Here is a 20552-nt window from a genome sequence, read left to right on the forward strand (position 1 = left end):
AACTTAAAGCTAATATCGACGCGCGCTTTTGCCATCAGCAGGGAACCAATCGGATTCCCCACGGAGCGCAGGAGCCCCACCACGCACAGCAGCTGCAGGATCGGGATGATGCCGTTCCACTTCTCGCCAAACACCAGCGGCACGAAGTTGCTGGAAACCACCATCAGCCCCAGCAGCACCGGGAAGTTAATGATCCCCACCACGGAAAGCAGCTTGTAGAAGTTAACGCGCAGCTTCTCGGTGTCGTCCTGGATCTTGGCGAAGGCCGGGAACAGCACGCGGGTGATGATCGGGTTCAGCTTCATCGGCGGCACCACCGCGACGTTGTAGGCCAGGTTGTAGCCCCCCGCCACGCTCGCGCCAAGAATACGCGCCAGCACCAGCGTCGACAGGTTGGTATTCACATAGTTGATGATGCTGTCCGCCGTCAGCCACGCGCCAAAGCGCAGGTTGGACGAGACGGATGCGAGAGAGAAATGCAGCCCGGGACGGTAGATCTTGCGGCCAAAGTAGCCGAACAGCAGCGTACGCACGGCAGAGTTAACCAGGTATCCGAGAATTGCGGTCATCGCCAGCGGCCAGAAATGGGCGCTCACCACGGTGAAGGTAAAGCCCGCCAGCACCGCGCTGGTCTCGATCATGCCGATCTTGTTGAACTCCAGCTCTTTCTGCATCAGCGCGCGGAACTGCTGCCCGTGCGGGATCACCACGAAAGCAAACGACAGCGTGCGCATCAGCGGAGCCAGATCCGGGTTGTGCAGCACGCTGGCGATGGTGTCGCTCAGCAGGAACACCAGCACGAACACGAAAATCCCCAGCCCCACGTTCAGCCAGTAGAGCGTGGTTAGCTCCAGATGGCTGATCTCTTTGCGCTGGATAATCGAATTGGCGATACCAAAATCAGACAGCGTATCGGCCAGCGCGATAATCACCAGCGAGACGGTCAAAAGGCCGAACTGGTGATTATCAATAATGCGCGCCAGCACGGTCATCTGCACCAGACCGAGGCCAATGATGACGATGGTCGCCATCGCTGACCACTTCGCCCCGCTGATGGTTTTTTCACGTAAGCTCATCTTAGTACGCCGCTTTGTTCACGAAACCTTTGAAGATGGTCAGAAAAACAATCTTGATATCGAACCAGATACTCCATTCACGGATGTACTCCAGATCGAATTCGATACGTTTTTCCATTTTTTCCAGCGTGTCGGTTTCGCCGCGCCAGCCGTTAATCTGCGCCCAGCCGGTAATGCCCGGCTTCACCTTATGGCGCAGCATGTAGCCTTCAATCAGCGAGCGGTACTGCTCGTTGTGCGCCACCGCGTGCGGACGCGGGCCAACAATCGACATCCCGCCGGTGAAGACGTTGATAAACTGCGGCAGCTCGTCCAGAGAGGTGCGGCGCAGGAAGTTCCCCACGCGGGTGACGCGCGGATCGTTCTGCGTTGCCTGGGTCACCACCTTGTCGTTTTCCATCACCTTCATGGAGCGGAATTTCCACACCATAATCGGCTTACCGTCCATACCGTAGCGGGTCTGGCGGAAAATAACCGGGCCGGGAGAGCTCAGCTTCACCGCGAGGGCAATGCAGCACAGCACCGGGGAGATGAGCAGTAAAATCAGCGAAGAGAGCACTATATCTTCCGCGCGCTTCAGCACGCGGTTAATGCCCGACAGCGGGGTGTCGTACAGCGGTACCACCGGCACGCCGTTCACCTCTTCAATGCGTGAATGAAGGATGTTGAAGGTAAAGACGTCCGGGATCAGGATCACCGAACAGGTAGTGTCCGCCAGCTCGCGCATCAGTTGCTTAATGCGGGATTCGTCTCTCATCTGCATGGCGATGTAGACGTTGTGAATTTTACCGGCTTTCGCGTCTTCAATAAGCTGTTCGTAATTGCCCGCCCAGTCCGACGGCACGCCGCCCGGCTTCGCGTCGTGATAAATCCCCACCACTTCAAACCCTAACCACGGCTCTTTGCGGAAGCTGTCGAGCAGAACCTTACCAACCGGAAGATCGCCCGCTACCGCAACGAAGCGACGGTTATAGCCCCGGTTGCGCAGCCAGCCCGCCCCAAAGCGGATCAGGGAACGGCACACCACCATGCCGACGCTGGTTAACAGATACCAGCTCAGATAGGTCACGAGGCGATTATCAAAATCATGGCTGAAGGCCACCAGGCCTGCGCTGAAGATCAGGCTCAGGGTCCAGTTCTGCAGCAGCAGCATCAGTTCGGTGGTCATTTTCACGCCGCGCCACGAGCGGTAGAAATCGGTCATCCCGCCGATCATCTGAAACACGACCAGCGCAATGAGTGCCATCAGCAGATGCATATATAAGAACGGCAGCCCGCCGATCCGACACACCGCCCACAATCCACCGACCATGATGGTGATATCAGAAAAACGCTGCACCATAGAGATTAACGATGCATTCGTTCTCGCTCGTTCGCGTTTTTTTAGATTCGTCATCGTTGTTCCTGTATTCGGTTCCCCCTCCCGCCGGGAGGGGCAATTGTTACTGATTCAACAGCGCCAGAATGTCCTTCGTTCGGGCTTCCATCAGCGCCGTGTCAGCACGGGACTCCACGTTCAGGCGCACCACCGGCTCGGTGTTGGACGAGCGCAGGTTGAAGCGCCACTGTGGGAACGCCATGCTGATGCCGTCCGTACGGTCAATTTCCAGCGCGTGGATCGCAAAGTGCTGCTCCACGCGGGCAATGGCCTCGGCCGGCTGCGCCAGCTTGCTGTTGATCTCCCCGCTCGCCGGGAACGCCGCCATGCGGTCGCGCACCAGCTCGCCCAGCGTCTGCCCCTTCAGGCACAGCAGCTCGGTCACCAGCAGCCACGGGATCATCCCGCTGTCGCAGTAGGCAAAATCACGGAAGTAGTGGTGGGCGCTCATCTCGCCGCCGTAGATGGCGTCTTCTTCGCGCATGCGCTCTTTGATGAAGGCGTGGCCGGTTTTGGACATCACCGGCGTGCCGCCCGCCGCGGAGACCACGTCGACGGTGTTCCAGGAAAGGCGCGGGTCATGGATGATTTTCGCACCCGGGTTTTTCTCAAGGAACGCTTCTGCCAGCAGGCCGACAATGTAGTAGCCCTCGATGAACTGCCCTTTCTCGTCGAACAGGAAGCAGCGGTCGAAGTCACCGTCAAAGGCGATCCCCATGTCCGCGCCGTGCTCAATCACCGCGTTGCGGGTGTCGTCGCGGCACTCCGGCAGCAGCGGGTTAGGAATACCGTTCGGGAAGTTGCCGTCCGGGGTGTTGTGCACCTTGACGAAGGTGACCGGCACGTTCAGCGCCTTAAAGCGGGCTTCCAGCGCGTCCACCACCGGGCCGGCCGCGCCGTTACCGGAGTTGATGACCAGCTTCAGCGGCTTGAGGTTCGCCACGTTGATGTAGCCCAGCAGGTGGTCGATGTACTCTTTCTGCAGGTTGATTTTTTTGTAGCTGCCGCGCTTCGCCTCGTTCACCGGCGGGAAGTCGTTGGCTTCCGCCAGACGCTGCACGTCGCGCAGGCCGGTGTCGCCGCTGATAGGGCGCGCGCCCTTGCGCACCAGCTTCATCCCGTTGTAGTCCATCGGGTTGTGGCTGGCGGTCACTTCGATACCGCCGTCCACGCCCAGGTGGAAGGTGGCAAAGTAAATCTCTTCGGTCCCGGAAAGGCCGATATCCAGCACGTCCACGCCCGCGTCCTGCAGCCCTTTCGCCAGGGCCAGCTTGAGGGATTCACTGGTCAGACGCACGTCGCCGCCCAGCACGATGGTCTGCGGCTTTAAATATTCGCCGTACGCGCGGCCAATGCGCCACGCGATGTCTTCATTCAGCTCTTCGCCCAGCTTGCCGCGAATATCGTAGGCTTTAAAACAGGTTAATTTTTCCATGATGACCCCTTTTTCAGGCAACAGTCGGCCCTGACCACGTAATGGCCAAATTGATTTTTTTGTCATTCGCAGGCCCGGTAAGCGCAGCGCCACCGGGCATAATGCAGAGTGCTACACCCGCCCGTAGCGGTCCTGGAAGCGCACGATATCGTCCTCTTCCAGATACGAGCCGGAGCGCACCTCAATTAAGTCGAGAGGAATTTTCCCTGGGTTCTCCAGACAGTGCGTCGCCCCCAGCGGAATATAAATGGACTCGTTTTCACCCAGCAGTTTGACTTCACCGTCGATAGTGACTTTAGCGGTACCCGCAACCACCACCCAGTGCTCGGCGCGGTGATGGTGCATCTGCACCGACAGCCCCTCGCCCGGCTTCACGGTGATGCGTTTCACCTGGTAGCGGTCACCGGAGTCAATGGAGTCATATTTCCCCCACGGACGGTAGACTTCGCGGTGAATATGGTGCTCGTGACGGCCATCGGCCTTAATTTGTTCAACCACTTTTTTAACGTCCTGCACGGCGTTACGGTCGGCAATCAGCACGGCGTCCTTTGTCTGGACAACCACCAGATCCTTCACCCCGACCGTGGTCACCAGGCCGGATTCGGCGTAGACGTAGCTGTTTTCCGTTTTGTGGCTAATAACATCGCCGTGGTGGACGTTACCCTCCGGGGTATGGGCGCTGATCTCCCACAGGGAGGACCAGGAGCCGACATCGCTCCAGCCCGCATCCATCGGTACCACGACGGCGTCCGCCGTACGTTCCATCACCGCATAGTCAATGGACTCTTCCGGGCAGGCGAGGAACGCCTCTTCATCCACGCGGATGAAGTCGAGATCCGGGTCCACCACCGCCATCGCCTTCTCGCAGGCGTTCAGAATATCCGGGCGGTATTTGCGCAGCTCTTCCAGGTAGCGTCCGGCGCGGAACAGGAACATCCCGCTGTTCCAGTAATATTCACCGCTGGCGACATACGCCTGCGCGGTTTCCAGATTCGGTTTTTCAACAAACTGCGCCACGTCAAACGCCACGCTGTCGCCTTCACCCGGCGTCACGCTGCCGCGACGAATATAGCCATATCCGGTTTCCGGCAGATCCGGCACGATGCCGAAGGTCACCAGCTTGCCGCTCTCGGCGTAAGGGATCGCCGCACGCACCGCGTCGCGGAAGGCGTCTTCCTGCTGGATAACGTGGTCTGCCGCCAGGACCAGCATCAGCGGGTCACAGTCCGGGCTGCTGCGTTTTGCCGCCAGCGCCGCCAGGGCGATCGCAGGCGCGGTATTGCGTCCGGCAGGCTCCAGGATGATGTTTTCGGTGAGCTTATTCAGCTGGCGCAGCTGCTCGGCAACAATAAAGCGGTGCTGTTCGTTACAAATCACCACCGGGCTTTCACACTCCACGCCGTGCAGACGGTTTACCGTCGTCTGCAGCATGGTGAGATCCCCTTTCAGGCAGAGGAACTGTTTTGGATAGAGCACGCGGGACAGCGGCCACAACCGGCTACCAGAGCCACCAGCCATCACAACCGGATACAAAGTGGTTTGACTCATGATTTATCCCCGTATATCTGCAATAAATTGGCTCAGCACGTTCTCTTTTTCGAGCGTGCGTTCGGCATATTCACGTGCCACCGTGTTCACTTTTGGCATGGCAAGCGCTTGCTCAATTCCGGTTACCAGCGCCGGGACCGATTCCGGCTCCACGCACACGGCAATCCCCGGATAGCTATCACACAGCTGGCCTAATTCTGTTTCGGCTTCTGCCGTGATCACCGCGTTACCGCCCACTGCCAGAATGTTGGTCAGCTTGGACGGCAGCACCGCGTCGGCCGCGCCGCGTTTTTGCACCACCAGATGGCAGTCGCCCATCTTCAGCAGCGCAGGCAGTGCCTCGTAAGACTGAAGCGGGAAAAATTTCACGTTGGTCAGGCCGCGTTCCCCGGCCATTTTTTCCAGCCGCGCCTTTCCACCGCCCTGCCCGACAATCACAAACGTCCATGGATGTTCACTCAGCAGCTGGGCCGCTTCAATCACGCTTTCCAGCCCCTGCTTTTCGCCGATGTTGCCTGAGTAAAGAATGATTTTTTGATCTTCAGGCAAACCGAGCTGCGCGCGCAGGGCATGAGCATCCTGCTCAGTTACATCGCGAAAACGCGCCACTTCTGACCAGTTCGGGAAGAAAATGACTTTCTCCGCCGGGACGCCCTTCTCCTGCGCCTTGTTCATCATCGAGCGCGAGATAGTCGAGACGTAATCAACGTTGTGCAGGCCGCTGCGCTCAAACGCGCTGGCGAGCTTCGCGACCTTGCCGCCTTTACTTTTGCCTGCCATCCCCAGGCCCAGCATGGCGTCAACTTCGTAATCCTGTATGTGCAGCAGAGTGCGCGCGCCGGAGAGTTTGCCCAGCAGGCGCATGCCCGGCGTGCAAAACAGCGTTGGCACCACGCCGATGATGCGATCCGGCTTCCAGCGACGCTGCGCCATCAGCGGGAAGAAGCTGCTCAGGGCAAAGCTGCCCAGATGAAGTAACCGTTTCAGCGTTGAGGGCTGCTTAGGCACATACAGCGGGCAGCGCCAGACGGTCGCTGCGCCCTCTTCGCGACGGTAGCGCCAGCTTGAGTAGCGCTCCCCGACTTTCCACTCCGGGTAGTACGGCGGCGCGGTAATGACCCGCACGTCATGTCCCTGGCTCGACATCCACTCAACCATCTCGCCGGTGTATTTCCCGATGCCGGTTAATTCCGGCGAGTAGTTGATTCCGTATACGAGGATCTTCATATGCCCGGCACCTCGGCCTGACGTTCAGCCAGGAAATAGGCACGACTGTTGTCATGCACATTATCGCTGGCAAGCAGCGCCTCTGGCGTCTGCCAGCGGTAGTCGTCATGCTGAGAATCAGGCAGACGCAGGTCTGCCTCACTCACCTTCAGGCGGAACCCCAGCACGATGTAGTGCGTGGTGAACCCGGTGCCTGAAAAGTTATCGTCATAGAAGTGCTGCCAGACCCCGTAAAACTGGCCCGCTGCCATCGGCAGCTGCAGGCCCAGTTCCGCCAGAGTGAGACGCTCAAACGCATCGCTGAGCCGCTCATCCTTCTGCACGCGCCCGCCGGGCACGAACCAGAAGCCCTGTGCAGGACGGTTGGTTCGTTTCCCCAGCAAGAACTCGCCGCGTTCGTTCTCCACGATCAAATCAATTGAGATGAGCGGAGTGGAACGCACTACCGTGGCAAAATCTTCCTGACTTAAAAACATCGTTACCCCCGGAAGCGGTGCTGGTTTTCCAGGAACCACTGGTAGGTACTGGCCAGACCCTGCTCCAGTGACACCTCGTGATACCAGCCCAGCTGATGCAGACGGGTCACGTCCAGCAGTTTGCGCGGCGTGCCGTCCGGTTTCGTCGCGTCAAACACCACGCGGCCTTTGTAGCCCACTACCTGCGCGATGGTTTGCGCCAGCTCGCGAATGGTGCAGTCCACGCCGGTACCCACGTTGATGTGCGACAGCATCGGCTCGGTGTTTTCCTGCCACACCTCGCGATCCAGCTCCATCACGTGAATGCTGGCGGCAGCCATGTCGTCCACGTGCAGGAACTCGCGCATCGGCGTACCGCTGCCCCACACCACCACGTCCGGCGCGTTCTCGGCGGTCGCCTCGTGGAAGCGGCGCAGCAGCGCTGGGATCACGTGCGAGTTGCTCGGGTGGAAGTTGTCGTGCGGTCCATACAGGTTGGTCGGCATCACCGAACGATAGTCGCGGTTGTACTGACGGTTGTAGGACTCGCACAGCTTGATCCCGGCAATCTTGGCAATCGCGTACGGCTCGTTGGTCGCCTCCAGCGTGCCCTGCAGCAGCTCGCTTTCGGCGATCGGCTGCTTCGCCATTTTCGGGTAAATACAGGACGACCCGAGGAACAGCAGCTTATTCACGTTGTGCAGATGCGCCGCGTGAATGATGTTGCTCTCGATCATCATGTTTTCGTAGATGAAATCCGCCGGGTAGGTGTTGTTAGCGACAATGCCGCCCACCTTCGCCGCCGCCAGATACACCTGATCAATGCGTTCGTTAGCAAAGAAGTCCTGAACCGCACGGCTGTCGAGCAGGTTCAGCTCGTCGCGCGAACGGACGACCACTTCGACGTCACCGCGCTGTTCCAGCTGGCGAACAATCGCGGAACCCACCATTCCGCGATGACCGGCGACAAAAATACGTTGTTTTGTCATTCTCAGGACTCCAGCGCGATGGCAACCTCGTAGCCATGAGATTTGAGCAGAGAGTGTTTTTTCGCTGCTTCAAGATCTTTGGCTACCATCTCGGAAACCATCTCTTGCAGAGTGATTTCTGGTTTCCAGCCCAGCTTCTCGTGCGCTTTGGTTGGGTCGCCCAGCAGGGTTTCCACTTCCGCAGGACGGAAGTAGCGCGGGTCAACCTGCACAATGACATCGCCTGGCTTCACGCCCGGCGCGTCGTGGCCGGTCACAGAAACAACGATACCTTTCTCTTCCACGCCGGTACCTTCGAAGCGCAGTTTGATGCCCAGCTGTGCCGCCGCCATTTCAACGAACTGACGCACGGAGTACTGCACGCCGGTCGCAATCACGAAGTCTTCTGGCTGTTCCTGCTGCAGCATCATCCACTGCATTTTCACGTAGTCTTTGGCATGGCCCCAGTCACGCAGGGAATCCATGTTGCCGAGGTGCAGGCAAGACTCCAGACCCTGCGCGATGTTGGCGATAGCGCGAGTGATTTTGCGGGTTACGAAGGTTTCGCCGCGACGCGGAGATTCGTGGTTGAACAGAATGCCGTTACAGGCGTACATGCCGTAGGATTCACGGTAGTTCACGGTGATCCAGTAGGCGTACAGTTTTGCTACCGCATACGGAGAGCGCGGGTAGAACGGCGTGGTCTCTTTCTGCGGGATTTCCTGTACCAGACCGTACAGCTCGGAGGTGGATGCCTGGTAGAAGCGGGTTTTCTTCTCAAGGCCGAGGAAGCGGATGGCTTCCAGCAGACGCAGGGTACCCATGGCATCAACGTCAGCGGTGTATTCCGGAGACTCGAAGGAAACCGCTACGTGGCTCATCGCGCCCAGGTTGTAGACTTCATCCGGCTGTACTTCCTGCAGGATACGGGTCAGGTTGGAGGTATCGGTCAGGTCGCCGTAGTGCAGATGGAATTTCGGGTTCGCCGCGTGAGGATCCTGATAAATATGATCCACACGTTCGGTGTTGAAAGAAGACGCACGACGTTTAATACCGTGTACTTCATACCCTTTTTCCAGCAGGAACTCTGCCAGGTAAGAACCATCCTGCCCGGTAACGCCGGTGATGAGAGCGACTTTAGACATGTTTATATTCCTCTACTTATGAATTTAATCAGTTTCAACGCGTTCGCGTATCACCACTGCGGGGTTGCCACGGCAAATTTTATTTGCCGGTAGCGATTTAAAAACGCTGCTGCGGGCACCGACTACCGTGCCATCGCCAACAGAAACACCCGGTGCAACAAAAACATCCGTTGCCAGCCAACATTTTTCCCCTATCGCAACAGGCGAAGCGGTAATATCAAAATGCTGACTCATAAAATCGTGGCTGCCGGTGCACAAATAACACTTCTGTGAAACCACCGAATTTGCGCCAATCGTAATTTCGCCAAGGGTATATAACACCGCGTCATCCCCAACCCATGCGTAATCCCCCAGCGTTAATTTCCACGGATAGGTAATTTTCACAGAAGGTCGGATGACTACGTTTTTTCCGATTTTTGCGCCAAACAGGCGCAATAAAAAAGCTCGCCAGCGGTACATTATTTGCGGCGACCAGGCAAATAAGGTTGCCTGAACGGCCCACCACAGCTGTACCTTAATACCGTTCCCGCCCCGAAAACCTTTCGGCACGGAAAAACCTTTTAAATCCTGCATTGCGTTTCCTTATATTCAGGCTTTGTTATATAAGGTTTTCGTTTTGCCTGTGGTGCGCAGGCGTAATAAATAAGACAATTCCGCCCAGAACCCCGGCACGCGTAATATTTTACGCTGCACGTTTTTGGCATCCTGGCACAATTCCAGATTATTAGACGTTGACACACCGCCCATTGAGAATTCAGACACCAGCCCTTTAATTCGACGGAACGGGTAACCTGATTTATACAGGCTGGCTGCCAGCGCATAATCGGAAGACACTTTATACTGCAAATCGTAAGGCTGTTTTTTCAGACCCTTTACCGGGAAGAAAATGGCCTGATGGCTGGCGGGCAAGCTGTGATAGATATACCAGCCTGGCTTCGCGCTGCGGCACACTTTATGTCCGTCGCCAAAATCGAGCAGCGCATCGCCAATATACATGGCGTCCTCTTTCTGGCGAGCCAGCTGACGGGCAAACAGCGCCACGTCTTCATGGAAAATATCTCCCGAGTTCAGGAAGATGGCATAACGGCCTTGCGCCATGTTGATGCCTTTATTCATCGCATCATAGATGCCTTTATCTTTCTCGCTGATGTAGCGTAAGTTGAACTCACCGTTGAGTTTTTCCAGAAACTCCGCAGTGCCATCGTTCGAGCCGCCGTCGACCACAATCCACTCAAAGGTGAGGCTTGGATCGCGCGCCAGGTTGCGCAGCGAGCGCCAGGTTTTTACCACCCCTTCGTAATTACGAAAAGCGACAGTAACGACGCTAAGAAACATAAATCACCTCATTTCGTCATACGTTCGTAATATTAAGCGCCTTGCGCAGAATAAACGGACAGACAATCAAGAAAGCATATTCCGGGCTAAATATTGACCCGGTAAAAAACAGCGACACCGGAGTAAACAGATAAAGCTGAACGCGAAAGTTCTGGTTATCACCAAACGCGTTAATCATCATTTTGAAAACTTTAAACAGATACCACAGGGTCAACAGTACGGCGAACCACGAAAAATAAATAATTAACAGATACAGACCATTGTCTATGGTTTTACCGACATCCGCACCGTTAAAGATTCCGAATGATGCAACATATTCGTAAAGTGAGCCGAATCTTACTACCCCATCAATATGGGTTAAGGAATAACCCACCATCACCAGTGGCCCAATGATGCGATAATAGGACGAAGACCCTTCCGTTCCCAAATCACCAAGACGTTCTGAGATGTACGGGAAGGCAAATATCACGCCTACCATAAATACCGTCAGGGAGATAATCGCCAGCGGCAGTTTTTTCTTAATCGCATCTTTGTTCAGGTACTGGAACGCCCACTCCAGCAGGTAAAACAGGATAAATGTCATTACCCCTGAGAACGATCCAGACAGAACAATTCCTGCAAGAATCATAGCATCGGTCTTAGGCGTTTTGATACCAAACTGTTTGATGCTGAGCCAAATTGAGATTAACGCCAGAGCGAAAAACGCCGGTTCAAAATAGAGGGCTGTAGTACGCTTCCCGCCAAACTTGATGAAGTTCAATACATAGCTGTTACTGTAAATGAGATATTTCGAAATTATCTCCATCAGGCTGCTGCCGCCGGTGAGAATAATTTGCGCCATCTCCAGTGCGGCAAGCATAACAATTAACGCAACGGCAATATAAAAGAACCTAAGGATTTTCCGATAATTGTGCGGAGAAATAGTTTTAAACCGAATACTCCAGACCATTCCGATAATAATAACAATATAAACAAACAGCATGGTCGACGTGACGTATTTACTCGCATCCAGCGACTGGCCAAAGATGTAGTTAAACAGCGTCAGGCCCGTGCCCAGACCTAAGGCAATCATCAGCTTCTTGAGGTTGATTTTATCGACATACAGCAGAAGCAGAACGGGCAGGAAGGTTACGATGGTTATCGGGAAGCTTTCGCCGAGCTGGGCAATTTTGACGTTGACCAGCAGGTAGATCAGCGGCAGCAGCAGATAACTACAGATTCTGATAGAACGAGACATATTCCTCCAGCATCTGTTGTCCACTGTAGGCCTTGCGGCTGCGGTTGCGGAACGATTCCAGGTCTGTGCCAAAAACGATCTCAGCAATCTGCGCCTTCGGCAGCTGTACCAGCGGCAGGACCTCCTGCTCCGTGAAGGTTTTCCCGCCGGACTTTTCCAGCACTTCGCGCGCCGCATCGCTGTGGGTGGCGATCACCGGCACGCCGATAGAGAGCGCTTCGCAGAGGATCAGCGGGTAGTTATCCACGCGGGAGCTGAACACCAGCGCGTCCATTTCATTCAGCGCGCTCATCAGCTTGCGCTTGTCGGTCTCAAACCCGTGGTTCACCACGTTGGCCCCTTCGAACGGTGAAAACTTGCCGAAGGTGTGAAGCTCTATCTTGTCACCCAGCGCCATCATGTCACGCACCAGCTGCTGGTTGGTTTTACCGTCGTAACGCAGGTCATGCGCAACGATAGCGATTTTCGGTTTGCCCGCGGTTTCGGCCACCGGGGTCAGCTCGGCAAGAATGGCTTCCGTCGCTACGTCGATGCCGTTGTTGATAATCTGACAGCGCCCTGCCCCGTACAGGCTGTTGAAGGCATCGGCCACGTGCTGGCTCGGGGAGATAAACGTACAGCCGAGCGAGAGCATGTCGCGGAACAGCTGACGCTTTCTGGCCACCAGCTGATGCGCGCGATCCACCTTCACCGGCGGGTAGTTGCTTAACGTCGGGCACTTCTGGCAGTTATCTTTCCAGCCTTCGCAGCCGTCGGTAAACGCGCAGCGTCCGGTCACGCTCCAGTGATCGTGCAGCGTCCAGACAAAGCGGGTATCGGGCTTGTGGGCCTGCACCTTCTGGCAAAACGCCACCACCTCTTCCAGATTCAGCCAGTAGCTGTGCAGCACGTGAAAATGCAGCACAACCGGGCCGGTCGTGCGCGTCACGGTGCGGTAAAGATTGTTCAGGTTGCCAAACAGGTCGCGGTTAAACAGACGGAACAGCGCAATGTTGGCAATCGAGGTCAGACGCGGCGTGTGCTTGTGCACCTGCGGGAAGTTATCGTGGCTGACGCTTTTCTTGCCGCCTTTGCCGTAGCCGTAAATAAACCGAGACTGAAGTCCTTTTTGCAGCGCGCGCTGGTGCAGATCCAGCGCCACGCCTGCCGCTCCGCCTTCTGCGAGGCGTACGTTAAATTGCAGAATGTTCATTTAATCACCTTCACGCGGGCCTTTTCTCCCACCACCAGCGCGTTATCCGGAATGCTGTCCAGCACTACGCTGCCAGCACCAATCGTGACGTTATTACCAATCGTAATGTCACCGATGATTACCACGTTCGCGCCCAGCTCGACGTTATTGCCGATGACCGGGCAGGCCAGGCTGTCAGGCCCGCGGTTGCCAATGGTGACCGCATGACGAATGGTGAAATCATCCCCGGCGACCACAAACTTGTTGATCACCACCGCATAGCCGTGATGGATGGTAAAGCGGCGGCCAATAGTGGCAGCAGCCTGAATTTCATAGCCAAAAAAGCATTCGGTAATGATGCGGTACAGCACCAGCACGGGCGCCGCCCAGATATTGTTCAGCACGTTTTTCTTACGCCACACCGAGCAAAAGTGCGCGATGCGGTACGCCAGAACCATGCAGCACGGACGCAGGCTCCAGCTGTTAGCGCGGCAATCTTCCAGAAACATTATTTCCCCCGAAGTCCATCAGCCAGGCGTTTGCCGTTACGCACGGACAGCAGCGTCAGCAGCGTGCGCCAGTTCATGCGCTTATTGCGGATCTGATAGAGGGTAAAGAGCTGATATTTACGGCTGGCACGGTCAAACTTGTCCTTGTGCTTGCGGTAAAAATGGAAGTAGCCGGAGAACTTCTTCGGCGAGGAGGTGATTTGCATCTCCCCGTGGTTGATATGCAGGATCTGCGTGGCCTCTTCCACCTTCCACGGCTCGCCGTACTCCACCACCATGCGCAGGAAGATATCGTAATCCTGCGCGGCCTTGAGTTCGGTATCGAACAGGCACTCTTTGAAACGCCACGCCCAGGTGAAGACCTGGTTACCAATAATGTTGCGCTTGTAGAACAGGCGGCGAGAATACGGCGATTTCGGGTACAGCGGCAGACTCGCGGGCTGCGAGTAAACCTCGCCCTGGCAAACATAGTCGTTGGCATACAGGAAAGCGTGCGTGACCAGCTGTTCTTTATGCGACAGGAAGATAGACAGGCGGTTCGGCGTCCATTCGTCATCGTCGTCGATCCCGGTCAGATACTGCCCTTTGGCCTGCATAATCGCCTGATTACGCACCGCGCATGCGCCGGAGTTAATGGCGTTATGCGTATAGACCACCCGCGGGTCGTTGAGGTCAGTCACAAACTTTTGCAGCTGTTCATACGAGGAAGAGCAGTCATCAACGATGATCAGCTCCCAGTTATCGTAATCCTGTCGCAGGACGGATTTGATTGCGCGGATCGCCAGCTGCTGACGATTCCATGTCGGCATATAGATTGAAACTAAAGGGCGTTGTGTGGTCATGGTCTTCCCCTTATCCCTCACCCGGCCCCTCTCCCGGTGGGAGAAGGAGAAAGCTGCTCTCCCCTCTGGGGAGAGGGTTAGGGTGAGGGGGATTTTTATTTGCTGTCAGATTTATATTCGTACTCGTAATAGCCATAATCCTGGTACCCGGTCGCGCGGCGGAAGATGGAGTTCAGGATCACCCCTTTCACCTCAATCCCGTTCTGCTCGAAGCGGCTCAGGCTGGTTTCCACCTCTTTCAGGGTGTTGACCGCATAACGCGCCACCATCAGCGTGGTTCCCGCGTGGCGGCCAACAACGGCTGCGTCGGTCACGGCCAGAATTGGCGGCGTATCGATCAGCACCAGGTCGTAATTTTTGCTCGCCCACTCCACCAGCTCGGTGAAGCGTTCGCTCATCAGCAGCTCGGACGGGTTAGGCGGTACCTGACCGCGAGGGATCAGGTCAAATTTCGGCACCGTTGTAGGTTTCGCGCTCTGGCTGATTTCACCTTTACCGAGCAGAATTTCCGACAGACCGTTAACGTTGTTGGTGCCCAGCAGCTCGTGGGTGTAGCCCTTACGCATATCGCAGTCGATCAGCAGCACGCGCTTGTTGGTCTGGCTGACCACCGCCGCCAGGTTGGCGCAGACGAAGGTTTTACCAATCGACGGGCTGACGCCGGTTAACATCAGGACGTTGTTTTTGGCCTGCATCATGGCGAAGTGCAGGCTGGTACGCAGGCTACGGATCGCTTCGATGGCGAGGTCGGTTGGGTTACCCACCGCCAGCAGCTGGCTCTGTTTGTAACGCTTGACGCCCTTGATTGTTTTGACGCTGTCGCGGGATTTTTGCCACTCGGACAGCGGAATGCTGGCATAGACGTTGATACCGCTCTCTTCCAGCACCTGCGGGCTTTCGATACCGCGGTTGAACAGCGAACGCAGCAGCACGCCCACGATGGAGAGCATCAGGCCGAGAATAATGCTGCCGAGAATTATCAGCGCTTTCTTCGGCTTCAGCACGCCAGGCTGGGTAATGGCCGGGTCGACGATGCGCACGTCACCGACGGTACTGGCTTCGGTGATCTTCAGCTCCTGCTGCTTGTTCAGCAGCTGCATGTAAACCTGCTGTCCGGACTCCACGTCGCGGGTCAGACGCACGATCTCCTGCTGCGTTTTCGGCATCGCGGTCACGCGGTCATTGAGCTTCGCCTTCTCCTCTTCCAGCGTGCGGCGTTTCTCCAGCAGCGTGCGGTAGGCCGGGTGACGTTTGGTATAAAGCTTGGAAATCTCCGCCTCTTTGAAGGTCAGCTCGTTGAGCTGCGCATCAATGTTGACCATCGAATCGAGGACCGATTTCGCCTCCAGCGGCAGGTCAACGGAGTCTTTATCCTGACGATAGGCGTTCAGCTTGTTCTCGGCATCATCCAGATGGGCGCGCAATTCCGGGAGCTGTTTCGCGAGGAAGGCCAGGCTTTTCGCTGCTTCCGCCGACTTACGCTCAACGTTCTGCTCAAGATAGTTGCGGGTAATGCTGTTCAGGATGTCGCGGATTTGATCCTTATCTTCACCGGTAAAGGTCATGCTCAGCACGCCGGTGTCCTTACCGTTTTCGGTGACGGTCAGGTTGTTTTGCAGATTGTTGATCATCCCCAGGGTGGAGAATTTAGTGACGGTGAATTCGCCGCCCTCCTGGGCGTTGATGGCGCTAACCATCATGCTGACACCGTCTTTGGTCAGCATCTGCCCCACTTCGCCGCGCGCGCTAAAACCTGCGTCGCTGGTTAGCTGGTACTGTTTCGGGCCAAGCACCTTCAGGGTAAACGTCTGATCGCCTGCCCCTTTCGGCAGCACGAAGTCAGTGACTTTCACCGTGTCGTTGTTTCGCCCCATCAGACGATCCCAGCCGGCACCAAAGATTGGGAAGGTATTTTTGGTGACGGAGATATCGAGCCCGAGGTCGTGAACCGTTTTACCCAGCACCAGGCGTGACTGGATGAGCTGAATTTCGGCGTCGGATGCCGGCGGCTTGTTCGCCAGCGCGGAACCGATGTCCTGCACCAGCGAGTTGCCGGTATTCTGCTCGATCTGTACCAGCGCGTCGGCGCTGTAGATAGGGGTGGCAAACAGCGTATAGACGACGGCCGCCGCAGCGAACACGGCGGTAATGCCCAGCACCCACCACTTTGCCTCTACAACAGTGCCGACCAGGCGCCCAATATCAATTTCATCACTGCCCGAAGTCGGGGCGGCAGAAGGTCTTGTTTTTTCTGTCATTGTTATCCCTGCTGAACTTTCAGTGCCTGCGCCCAATGTTGGGCAGACTGGTCAAGTAAGGTGTAAACCGCCTCAAAGGCCTCATGGCTTTTGCGATACGGATCGGGGATTTCACGTTCATTGTCCCAGTGACCAAACAGCATCACCTTGCCGCGCATCTCCGGAGCGATATCGCACAGCGCATGAATATGGCGTTTTTCCATCGTCAGGATCAGGTCATACTCCCGGCACATGCGGCCAGTGACCTGGCGGGCCACGTGGCCGTCGAGGGAGAGGTGATGATCCCGCGCCACGCTCGTTGCGCGCTCATCGGCACCTTTACCGACCAGTGCACCCAGCCCTGCCGAATCAACGGTCAGTTCGGGCTGGTAGTGTTTCAACAACCGTTCAGCCGTAGGGGAACGGCAAATGTTCCCCACGCATACCACCAGAATTTTGTTAAACATCGCGGATTACCAGGTATGAATGTCGCGCGCCGTATCCGTCATGTAGCGAACGCCACTGATGGTTGGCAGCAACTGGTTGATCAGACGGTTCCAGCGGGCAACCGGCGCGGTGGTGACATACACCACATCGTATGGCTGGAGACGGAACTCCGTTGCCATCACCAGAGAGGTCGCATCGGACATATCCAGCTGGTAGATGTTGGCAATCTTGCCTTTCGCACTGCCCTCACCTTTCAGCGGACGGATAACGAAGATACCGGTCGCGTTAGAGGTCGTCAGATCGATACCCTCAGCATTGCCCAGCGCTTCGGTCAGCGTCATACCGCTGAAGTCCATTTTGAGGGTGCTCTGTTTCTTCACTTCACCCATCACGAAGACTTTCAGATCGTCATTGCGCGGCACGTAGAGAATGTCGCCCGGATAGAGCAGGCGGTTCTGGGTCAGATCGCCGTTTTGCATCAGCGCCTGCAGCGAAATACGCTGCTCCTTCCCGTTGTGGGTGAGCACGACGTTGCGCCAGTCGGCACCGTCGGTTAACCCGCCCGCGGCGTTGATGGCATCCAGTACGGTCAGAGGAACGTTGGTGATGGCCTGCTGGCCGGATTTGTTCACCTGGCCGGAGATATAGGCTTTTTGCGAGCGGAATGCGGCGATATTAACGTCCACCTGCGGATCGGCGATGTACTGCGCTAAGCGGCCGGTAATATCACTACGTATCTCGGCAAGCGTTTTCCCTGCAACATGGACTTTACCAATGTAGGGATAGAACATGGTGCCATCTGACTGCACCCAGTTACCGGTGTCGCTTGAGCTACGGTACTGGCCCGCTGGCGTGGTCAGTTCAGGGTGGTCCCAGACGGTCACGTTGATCACGTCACCCGGCCCCACTCGGTACTGGTAGGACGCAATTTCCTGGTCCAGCGACATATTCGGCTGGGCAACATTCGGACGTGGACGTAATTGTTCGACCAGACGAGGCGTAAGTGGATAAACATTCACCATTTTGTCGAGATCAAAATCGGCATCCTGTTGCTTAATCACATCCTTACCCATTGTTGACATATTGCTGCCGGGAAAGACCGTGCAACCACTCATCAAGGTCACAGACACCAATAATGGCATCAATTTCATTTTGGATTTCATCATTGATTATTTATCACTTTGGCAGAGTAATTATCCTGTGCAATTTAAATAAGCTCGAGTCGTATTGGGTTTCAGCATGCAGTTAATCAAATAGAAATATAACTGGCATCAGTCCTAAAAAAAGCTTATTCATCCATTGGCTATTGACAGAATAATCGAGGCTGATTCACACGCTTTCAGGCACGCTACCGCCCTTGGCTTTCAGTTACCAATCCACTGACTAAACAATGTGTTATGGATAGACACCCTCTTGAGCAAGGTCTTCTGGAAATATATCAGTCGCTTGAGAAACCCGACGGATAATGAATAACCATCCCTGAAGACCGAACATAAATAGCAACACCGAGATTTAACATTTGATGCTGGGAGAATTGTTGCAGCTAACCTAATAGCAGGCAAGGAGACAACTGTCCTAATATTGGTTTTTAAGATTAATATTAAGAGCAAATTTTTGAACTTTTAGGATTTTCTTTATATTGACAAAATAAGAGTAAAAATCATTCCCTGCGATATATCCTAAAATGCATTCCTTGTAATTAAATATACGTATTTCGCTTATTTACACCCTATTGAGAATGCTCTCTTTTTCACCCATCGTATTAAGAGAAATCTCAGCCCGGCATTGCAATTTCCCCCAGCTTTATCCATGATCGAAGTGTGACATTCGTCATATAACAGAAGGTATTGCTATTACTATGGAATGGATTGCCGATCCCTCAATCTGGGCCGGGCTGGTTACGCTGGTCGTCATCGAGCTCGTGCTCGGGATTGATAATCTGGTCTTTATCGCCATCCTCGCTGAAAAACTGCCCCCTTCCCAGCGCGACCGCGCGCGCGTGACGGGCCTGCTGCTGGCGATGGTGATGCGGTTACTGCTGCTGGCCTCTATCTCCTGGCTGGTGACGCTCACACAGCCTCTGTTCTCCATCCACGGTCTGAGTTTTAGCGCCCGCGATCTGATCATGCTTTTCGGCGGGTTGTTCCTGCTGTTCAAAGCCACGGTGGAGCTCAACGAGCGGCTGGAAGGCAAAGACAGCGAGAACCCAACCCAGCGCCGCGGGGCGAAATTCTGGCCGGTAGTGGCGCAAATCGTGGTGCTGGATGCGGTCTTCTCCCTCGACTCGGTGATCACCGCCGTCGGGATGGTGGACCACCTTGCGGTGATGATGGCTGCGGTGATTATTGCCATCACGCTGATGATCATGGCCAGCAAGTCGCTGACCCGCTTTGTGAACAGTCACCCGACCATCGTGATCCTCTGCCTGAGCTTCCTGCTGATGATTGGCTTTAGCCTGGTGGCCGACGGTTTTGGCTTCCATATTCCGAAAGGCTACCTGTACGCCGCCATCGGCTTCTCCGTCATGATTGAAGCGCTCAACCAGCTGGCGATATTTAACCGCCGCCGCTTCCTGTCCGCGAATCAGACCCTGCGTCAGCGCACGGCCGACACGGTTATGCGCCTGCTAAGCGGTAAGAAAGAGGATGCGGAGCTGGATGCCGAATCCTCCGCCATGCTGGCCGATCACAGCGACGGGCTGATCTTCGACCCGCAGGAACGACGGATGATCGAGCGGGTGCTTAATCTGAATCAGCGGACGGTCAGCAGCATCATGACCTCGCGGCATGACATTGAGCATATTGACCTGACGGCACCGGAAGAGCACATTCGCGCCCTGCTGGATAAAAACCAACACACCCGCGTGGTGGTAACCGGCGGTGAAGAGGAAGAGGAGCTGCTGGGCGTGGTGCACGTGATTGACCTGCTCCAGCAGCAGCTTCACGGCGAGGCGCTCAACCTGCGCGTACTGGTACGCCAGCCGCTGGTCTTCCCTGAGGGGCTACCGCTGCTTTCCGCCCTTGAGCAATTCCGTAACGCGCGCACGCACTTTGCCTTTGTGGTGGATGAGTTTGGTTCGGTGGAAGGGCTGGTCACGCTCAGCGACGTCATGGAAACCATCGCCGGTAATCTGCCTAACGAGGTGGATGAGATTGACGCCCGCCATGATATTCAGAAAAACGCAGACGGTTCGTGGACCGCTAACGGCCATATGCCGCTGGAAGACCTGGTGCAATACGTGCCGCTGCCGCTGGATGAAAAACGGGAGTATCACACTATTGCCGGCCTGCTGATGGAGTATTTGCAGCGTATTCCGCAGCCGGGGGAAGAAGTTCAGGTGGGCGACTATCTGCTCAAAACGCTGCAGATTGAAAACCATCGCGTGCAGAAGGTTCAGCTCATTCCGCTGCGGGATGAGGAAGAACTGGATTTTGAGGTTTAGGTAAAACAAAACGGCAACCCGGTTGCCGTTTTTAGTGTTTGCTCCCTCTCCCGTGGGAGAGGGCCGGGGTGAGGGCATCAGGCCGCAACGCCACCCGGCG

The 20552-nt window shown here is 55.8% G+C and carries 18 protein-coding genes; 1 reads left to right on the forward strand and 17 read right to left on the reverse strand.

Features of this window, described 5'->3' with window-relative positions:
- From DEO48_RS11935 to DEO48_RS12015, 17 genes are all read right to left on the reverse strand, one after another.
- A partial coding sequence (locus DEO48_RS11935) for an MOP flippase family protein (protein WP_109845280.1) occupies positions 1-1076 on the reverse strand: 1076 nt, incomplete at its 3' end.
- A gap of 1 nt (position 1077) precedes the next feature.
- Positions 1078-2472, reverse strand: coding sequence for an undecaprenyl-phosphate glucose phosphotransferase (gene wcaJ, locus DEO48_RS11940; protein WP_047652466.1), 1395 nt, complete (start codon positions 2470-2472; stop codon positions 1078-1080).
- Positions 2473-2518: 46 nt separating this feature from the next.
- The gene (cpsG, locus tag DEO48_RS11945) at positions 2519-3889 is read right to left on the reverse strand and encodes a colanic acid biosynthesis phosphomannomutase CpsG (protein ID WP_029742028.1); all 1371 of its coding nucleotides are present in this window, start codon (positions 3887-3889) and stop codon (positions 2519-2521) included.
- Between the two features lie 111 nt (positions 3890-4000).
- Positions 4001-5437, reverse strand: a complete 1437-nt coding sequence (gene cpsB, locus DEO48_RS11950; protein WP_023336268.1) for a mannose-1-phosphate guanyltransferase — start codon at positions 5435-5437, stop codon at positions 4001-4003.
- 3 nt (positions 5438-5440) lie between these two features.
- Positions 5441-6664, reverse strand: a complete 1224-nt coding sequence (wcaI, locus tag DEO48_RS11955) for a colanic acid biosynthesis fucosyltransferase WcaI (protein WP_109845281.1) — start codon at positions 6662-6664, stop codon at positions 5441-5443.
- Positions 6661-7140 (reverse strand): GDP-mannose mannosyl hydrolase, encoded by a 480-nt coding sequence (locus tag DEO48_RS11960; protein ID WP_039263102.1) that lies wholly within the window; start codon positions 7138-7140, stop codon positions 6661-6663. Before DEO48_RS11960 ends, wcaI begins: the two co-directional genes overlap by 4 nt.
- Before the next feature lie 2 nt (positions 7141-7142).
- A complete protein-coding gene (locus DEO48_RS11965; RefSeq protein WP_032642824.1) occupies positions 7143-8108 on the reverse strand; it encodes a GDP-L-fucose synthase in 966 nt (321 codons plus the stop codon).
- A gap of 2 nt (positions 8109-8110) precedes the next feature.
- Positions 8111-9232 (reverse strand): GDP-mannose 4,6-dehydratase, encoded by a 1122-nt coding sequence (gene gmd / locus DEO48_RS11970; RefSeq protein ID WP_014884502.1) that lies wholly within the window; start codon positions 9230-9232, stop codon positions 8111-8113.
- A 24-nt stretch (positions 9233-9256) separates the two neighbouring features.
- Complete coding sequence (gene wcaF / locus DEO48_RS11975) at positions 9257-9805, reverse strand: colanic acid biosynthesis acetyltransferase WcaF (protein ID WP_023312399.1); 549 nt, start codon at positions 9803-9805, stop codon at positions 9257-9259.
- Positions 9806-9820: 15 nt separating this feature from the next.
- A complete protein-coding gene (gene wcaE, locus DEO48_RS11980; protein ID WP_109845282.1) occupies positions 9821-10567 on the reverse strand; it encodes a colanic acid biosynthesis glycosyltransferase WcaE in 747 nt (248 codons plus the stop codon).
- 16 nt (positions 10568-10583) lie between these two features.
- On the reverse strand, positions 10584-11804 hold the full coding sequence (wcaD, locus tag DEO48_RS11985; RefSeq protein ID WP_029742034.1) for a colanic acid polymerase WcaD: 1221 nt from the start codon (positions 11802-11804) through the stop codon (positions 10584-10586).
- A complete protein-coding gene (gene wcaC / locus DEO48_RS11990; RefSeq protein ID WP_109845283.1) occupies positions 11779-12996 on the reverse strand; it encodes a colanic acid biosynthesis glycosyltransferase WcaC in 1218 nt (405 codons plus the stop codon). Before wcaC ends, wcaD begins: the two co-directional genes overlap by 26 nt.
- Entirely contained in the window at positions 12993-13484 is a 492-nt protein-coding gene (gene wcaB, locus DEO48_RS11995; RefSeq protein ID WP_023312402.1) for a colanic acid biosynthesis acetyltransferase WcaB, read from the reverse strand. The genes wcaC and wcaB overlap by 4 nt, the downstream gene beginning before the upstream one ends.
- Positions 13484-14326: a colanic acid biosynthesis glycosyltransferase WcaA gene (wcaA, locus tag DEO48_RS12000; RefSeq protein WP_023312403.1), complete on the reverse strand. Its 843-nt coding sequence runs from the start codon at positions 14324-14326 to the stop codon at positions 13484-13486. The genes wcaB and wcaA overlap by 1 nt, the downstream gene beginning before the upstream one ends.
- A gap of 95 nt (positions 14327-14421) precedes the next feature.
- A complete protein-coding gene (gene wzc, locus DEO48_RS12005; RefSeq protein ID WP_109845284.1) occupies positions 14422-16584 on the reverse strand; it encodes a tyrosine-protein kinase Wzc in 2163 nt (720 codons plus the stop codon).
- Positions 16585-16586: 2 nt separating this feature from the next.
- Positions 16587-17030 (reverse strand): low molecular weight protein-tyrosine-phosphatase Wzb, encoded by a 444-nt coding sequence (gene wzb / locus DEO48_RS12010; protein WP_109845285.1) that lies wholly within the window; start codon positions 17028-17030, stop codon positions 16587-16589.
- A gap of 6 nt (positions 17031-17036) precedes the next feature.
- Complete coding sequence (locus DEO48_RS12015; protein WP_014170829.1) at positions 17037-18176, reverse strand: polysaccharide export protein; 1140 nt, start codon at positions 18174-18176, stop codon at positions 17037-17039.
- 692 nt (positions 18177-18868) lie between these two features.
- On the opposite strand from DEO48_RS12015, the gene DEO48_RS12020 reads away from it, so the two are divergent.
- Positions 18869-20452, forward strand: a complete 1584-nt coding sequence (locus DEO48_RS12020; RefSeq protein ID WP_109845286.1) for a TerC family protein — start codon at positions 18869-18871, stop codon at positions 20450-20452.
- Positions 20453-20552 lie beyond the last annotated feature (100 nt).

This window comes from Enterobacter sp. CGMCC 5087, from assembly GCF_003144775.1.
Taxonomy (GTDB): domain Bacteria; phylum Pseudomonadota; class Gammaproteobacteria; order Enterobacterales; family Enterobacteriaceae; genus Enterobacter; species Enterobacter cloacae_M.

What these genes read in the sequence shown, in the direction of transcription:
- wcaJ (WP_047652466.1), bottom strand. Translation starts at nt 2,472, where the DNA reads ATGACGAATCTAAAAAAACGCGAACGAGCGAGAACGAATGCATCGTTA.
- cpsG (WP_029742028.1), bottom strand. Translation starts at nt 3,889, where the DNA reads ATGGAAAAATTAACCTGTTTTAAAGCCTACGATATTCGCGGCAAGCTG.
- cpsB (WP_023336268.1), bottom strand. Translation starts at nt 5,437, where the DNA reads ATGAGTCAAACCACTTTGTATCCGGTTGTGATGGCTGGTGGCTCTGGT.
- wcaI (WP_109845281.1), bottom strand. Translation starts at nt 6,664, where the DNA reads ATGAAGATCCTCGTATACGGAATCAACTACTCGCCGGAATTAACCGGC.
- DEO48_RS11960 (WP_039263102.1), bottom strand. Translation starts at nt 7,140, where the DNA reads ATGTTTTTAAGTCAGGAAGATTTTGCCACGGTAGTGCGTTCCACTCCG.
- DEO48_RS11965 (WP_032642824.1), bottom strand. Translation starts at nt 8,108, where the DNA reads ATGACAAAACAACGTATTTTTGTCGCCGGTCATCGCGGAATGGTGGGT.
- gmd (WP_014884502.1), bottom strand. Translation starts at nt 9,232, where the DNA reads ATGTCTAAAGTCGCTCTCATCACCGGCGTTACCGGGCAGGATGGTTCT.
- wcaF (WP_023312399.1), bottom strand. Translation starts at nt 9,805, where the DNA reads ATGCAGGATTTAAAAGGTTTTTCCGTGCCGAAAGGTTTTCGGGGCGGG.
- wcaE (WP_109845282.1), bottom strand. Translation starts at nt 10,567, where the DNA reads ATGTTTCTTAGCGTCGTTACTGTCGCTTTTCGTAATTACGAAGGGGTG.
- wcaD (WP_029742034.1), bottom strand. Translation starts at nt 11,804, where the DNA reads ATGTCTCGTTCTATCAGAATCTGTAGTTATCTGCTGCTGCCGCTGATC.
- wcaC (WP_109845283.1), bottom strand. Translation starts at nt 12,996, where the DNA reads ATGAACATTCTGCAATTTAACGTACGCCTCGCAGAAGGCGGAGCGGCA.
- wcaB (WP_023312402.1), bottom strand. Translation starts at nt 13,484, where the DNA reads ATGTTTCTGGAAGATTGCCGCGCTAACAGCTGGAGCCTGCGTCCGTGC.
- wcaA (WP_023312403.1), bottom strand. Translation starts at nt 14,326, where the DNA reads ATGACCACACAACGCCCTTTAGTTTCAATCTATATGCCGACATGGAAT.
- wzc (WP_109845284.1), bottom strand. Translation starts at nt 16,584, where the DNA reads ATGACAGAAAAAACAAGACCTTCTGCCGCCCCGACTTCGGGCAGTGAT.
- wzb (WP_109845285.1), bottom strand. Translation starts at nt 17,030, where the DNA reads ATGTTTAACAAAATTCTGGTGGTATGCGTGGGGAACATTTGCCGTTCC.
- DEO48_RS12015 (WP_014170829.1), bottom strand. Translation starts at nt 18,176, where the DNA reads ATGATGAAATCCAAAATGAAATTGATGCCATTATTGGTGTCTGTGACC.
- DEO48_RS12020 (WP_109845286.1), top strand. Translation starts at nt 18,869, where the DNA reads ATGGAATGGATTGCCGATCCCTCAATCTGGGCCGGGCTGGTTACGCTG.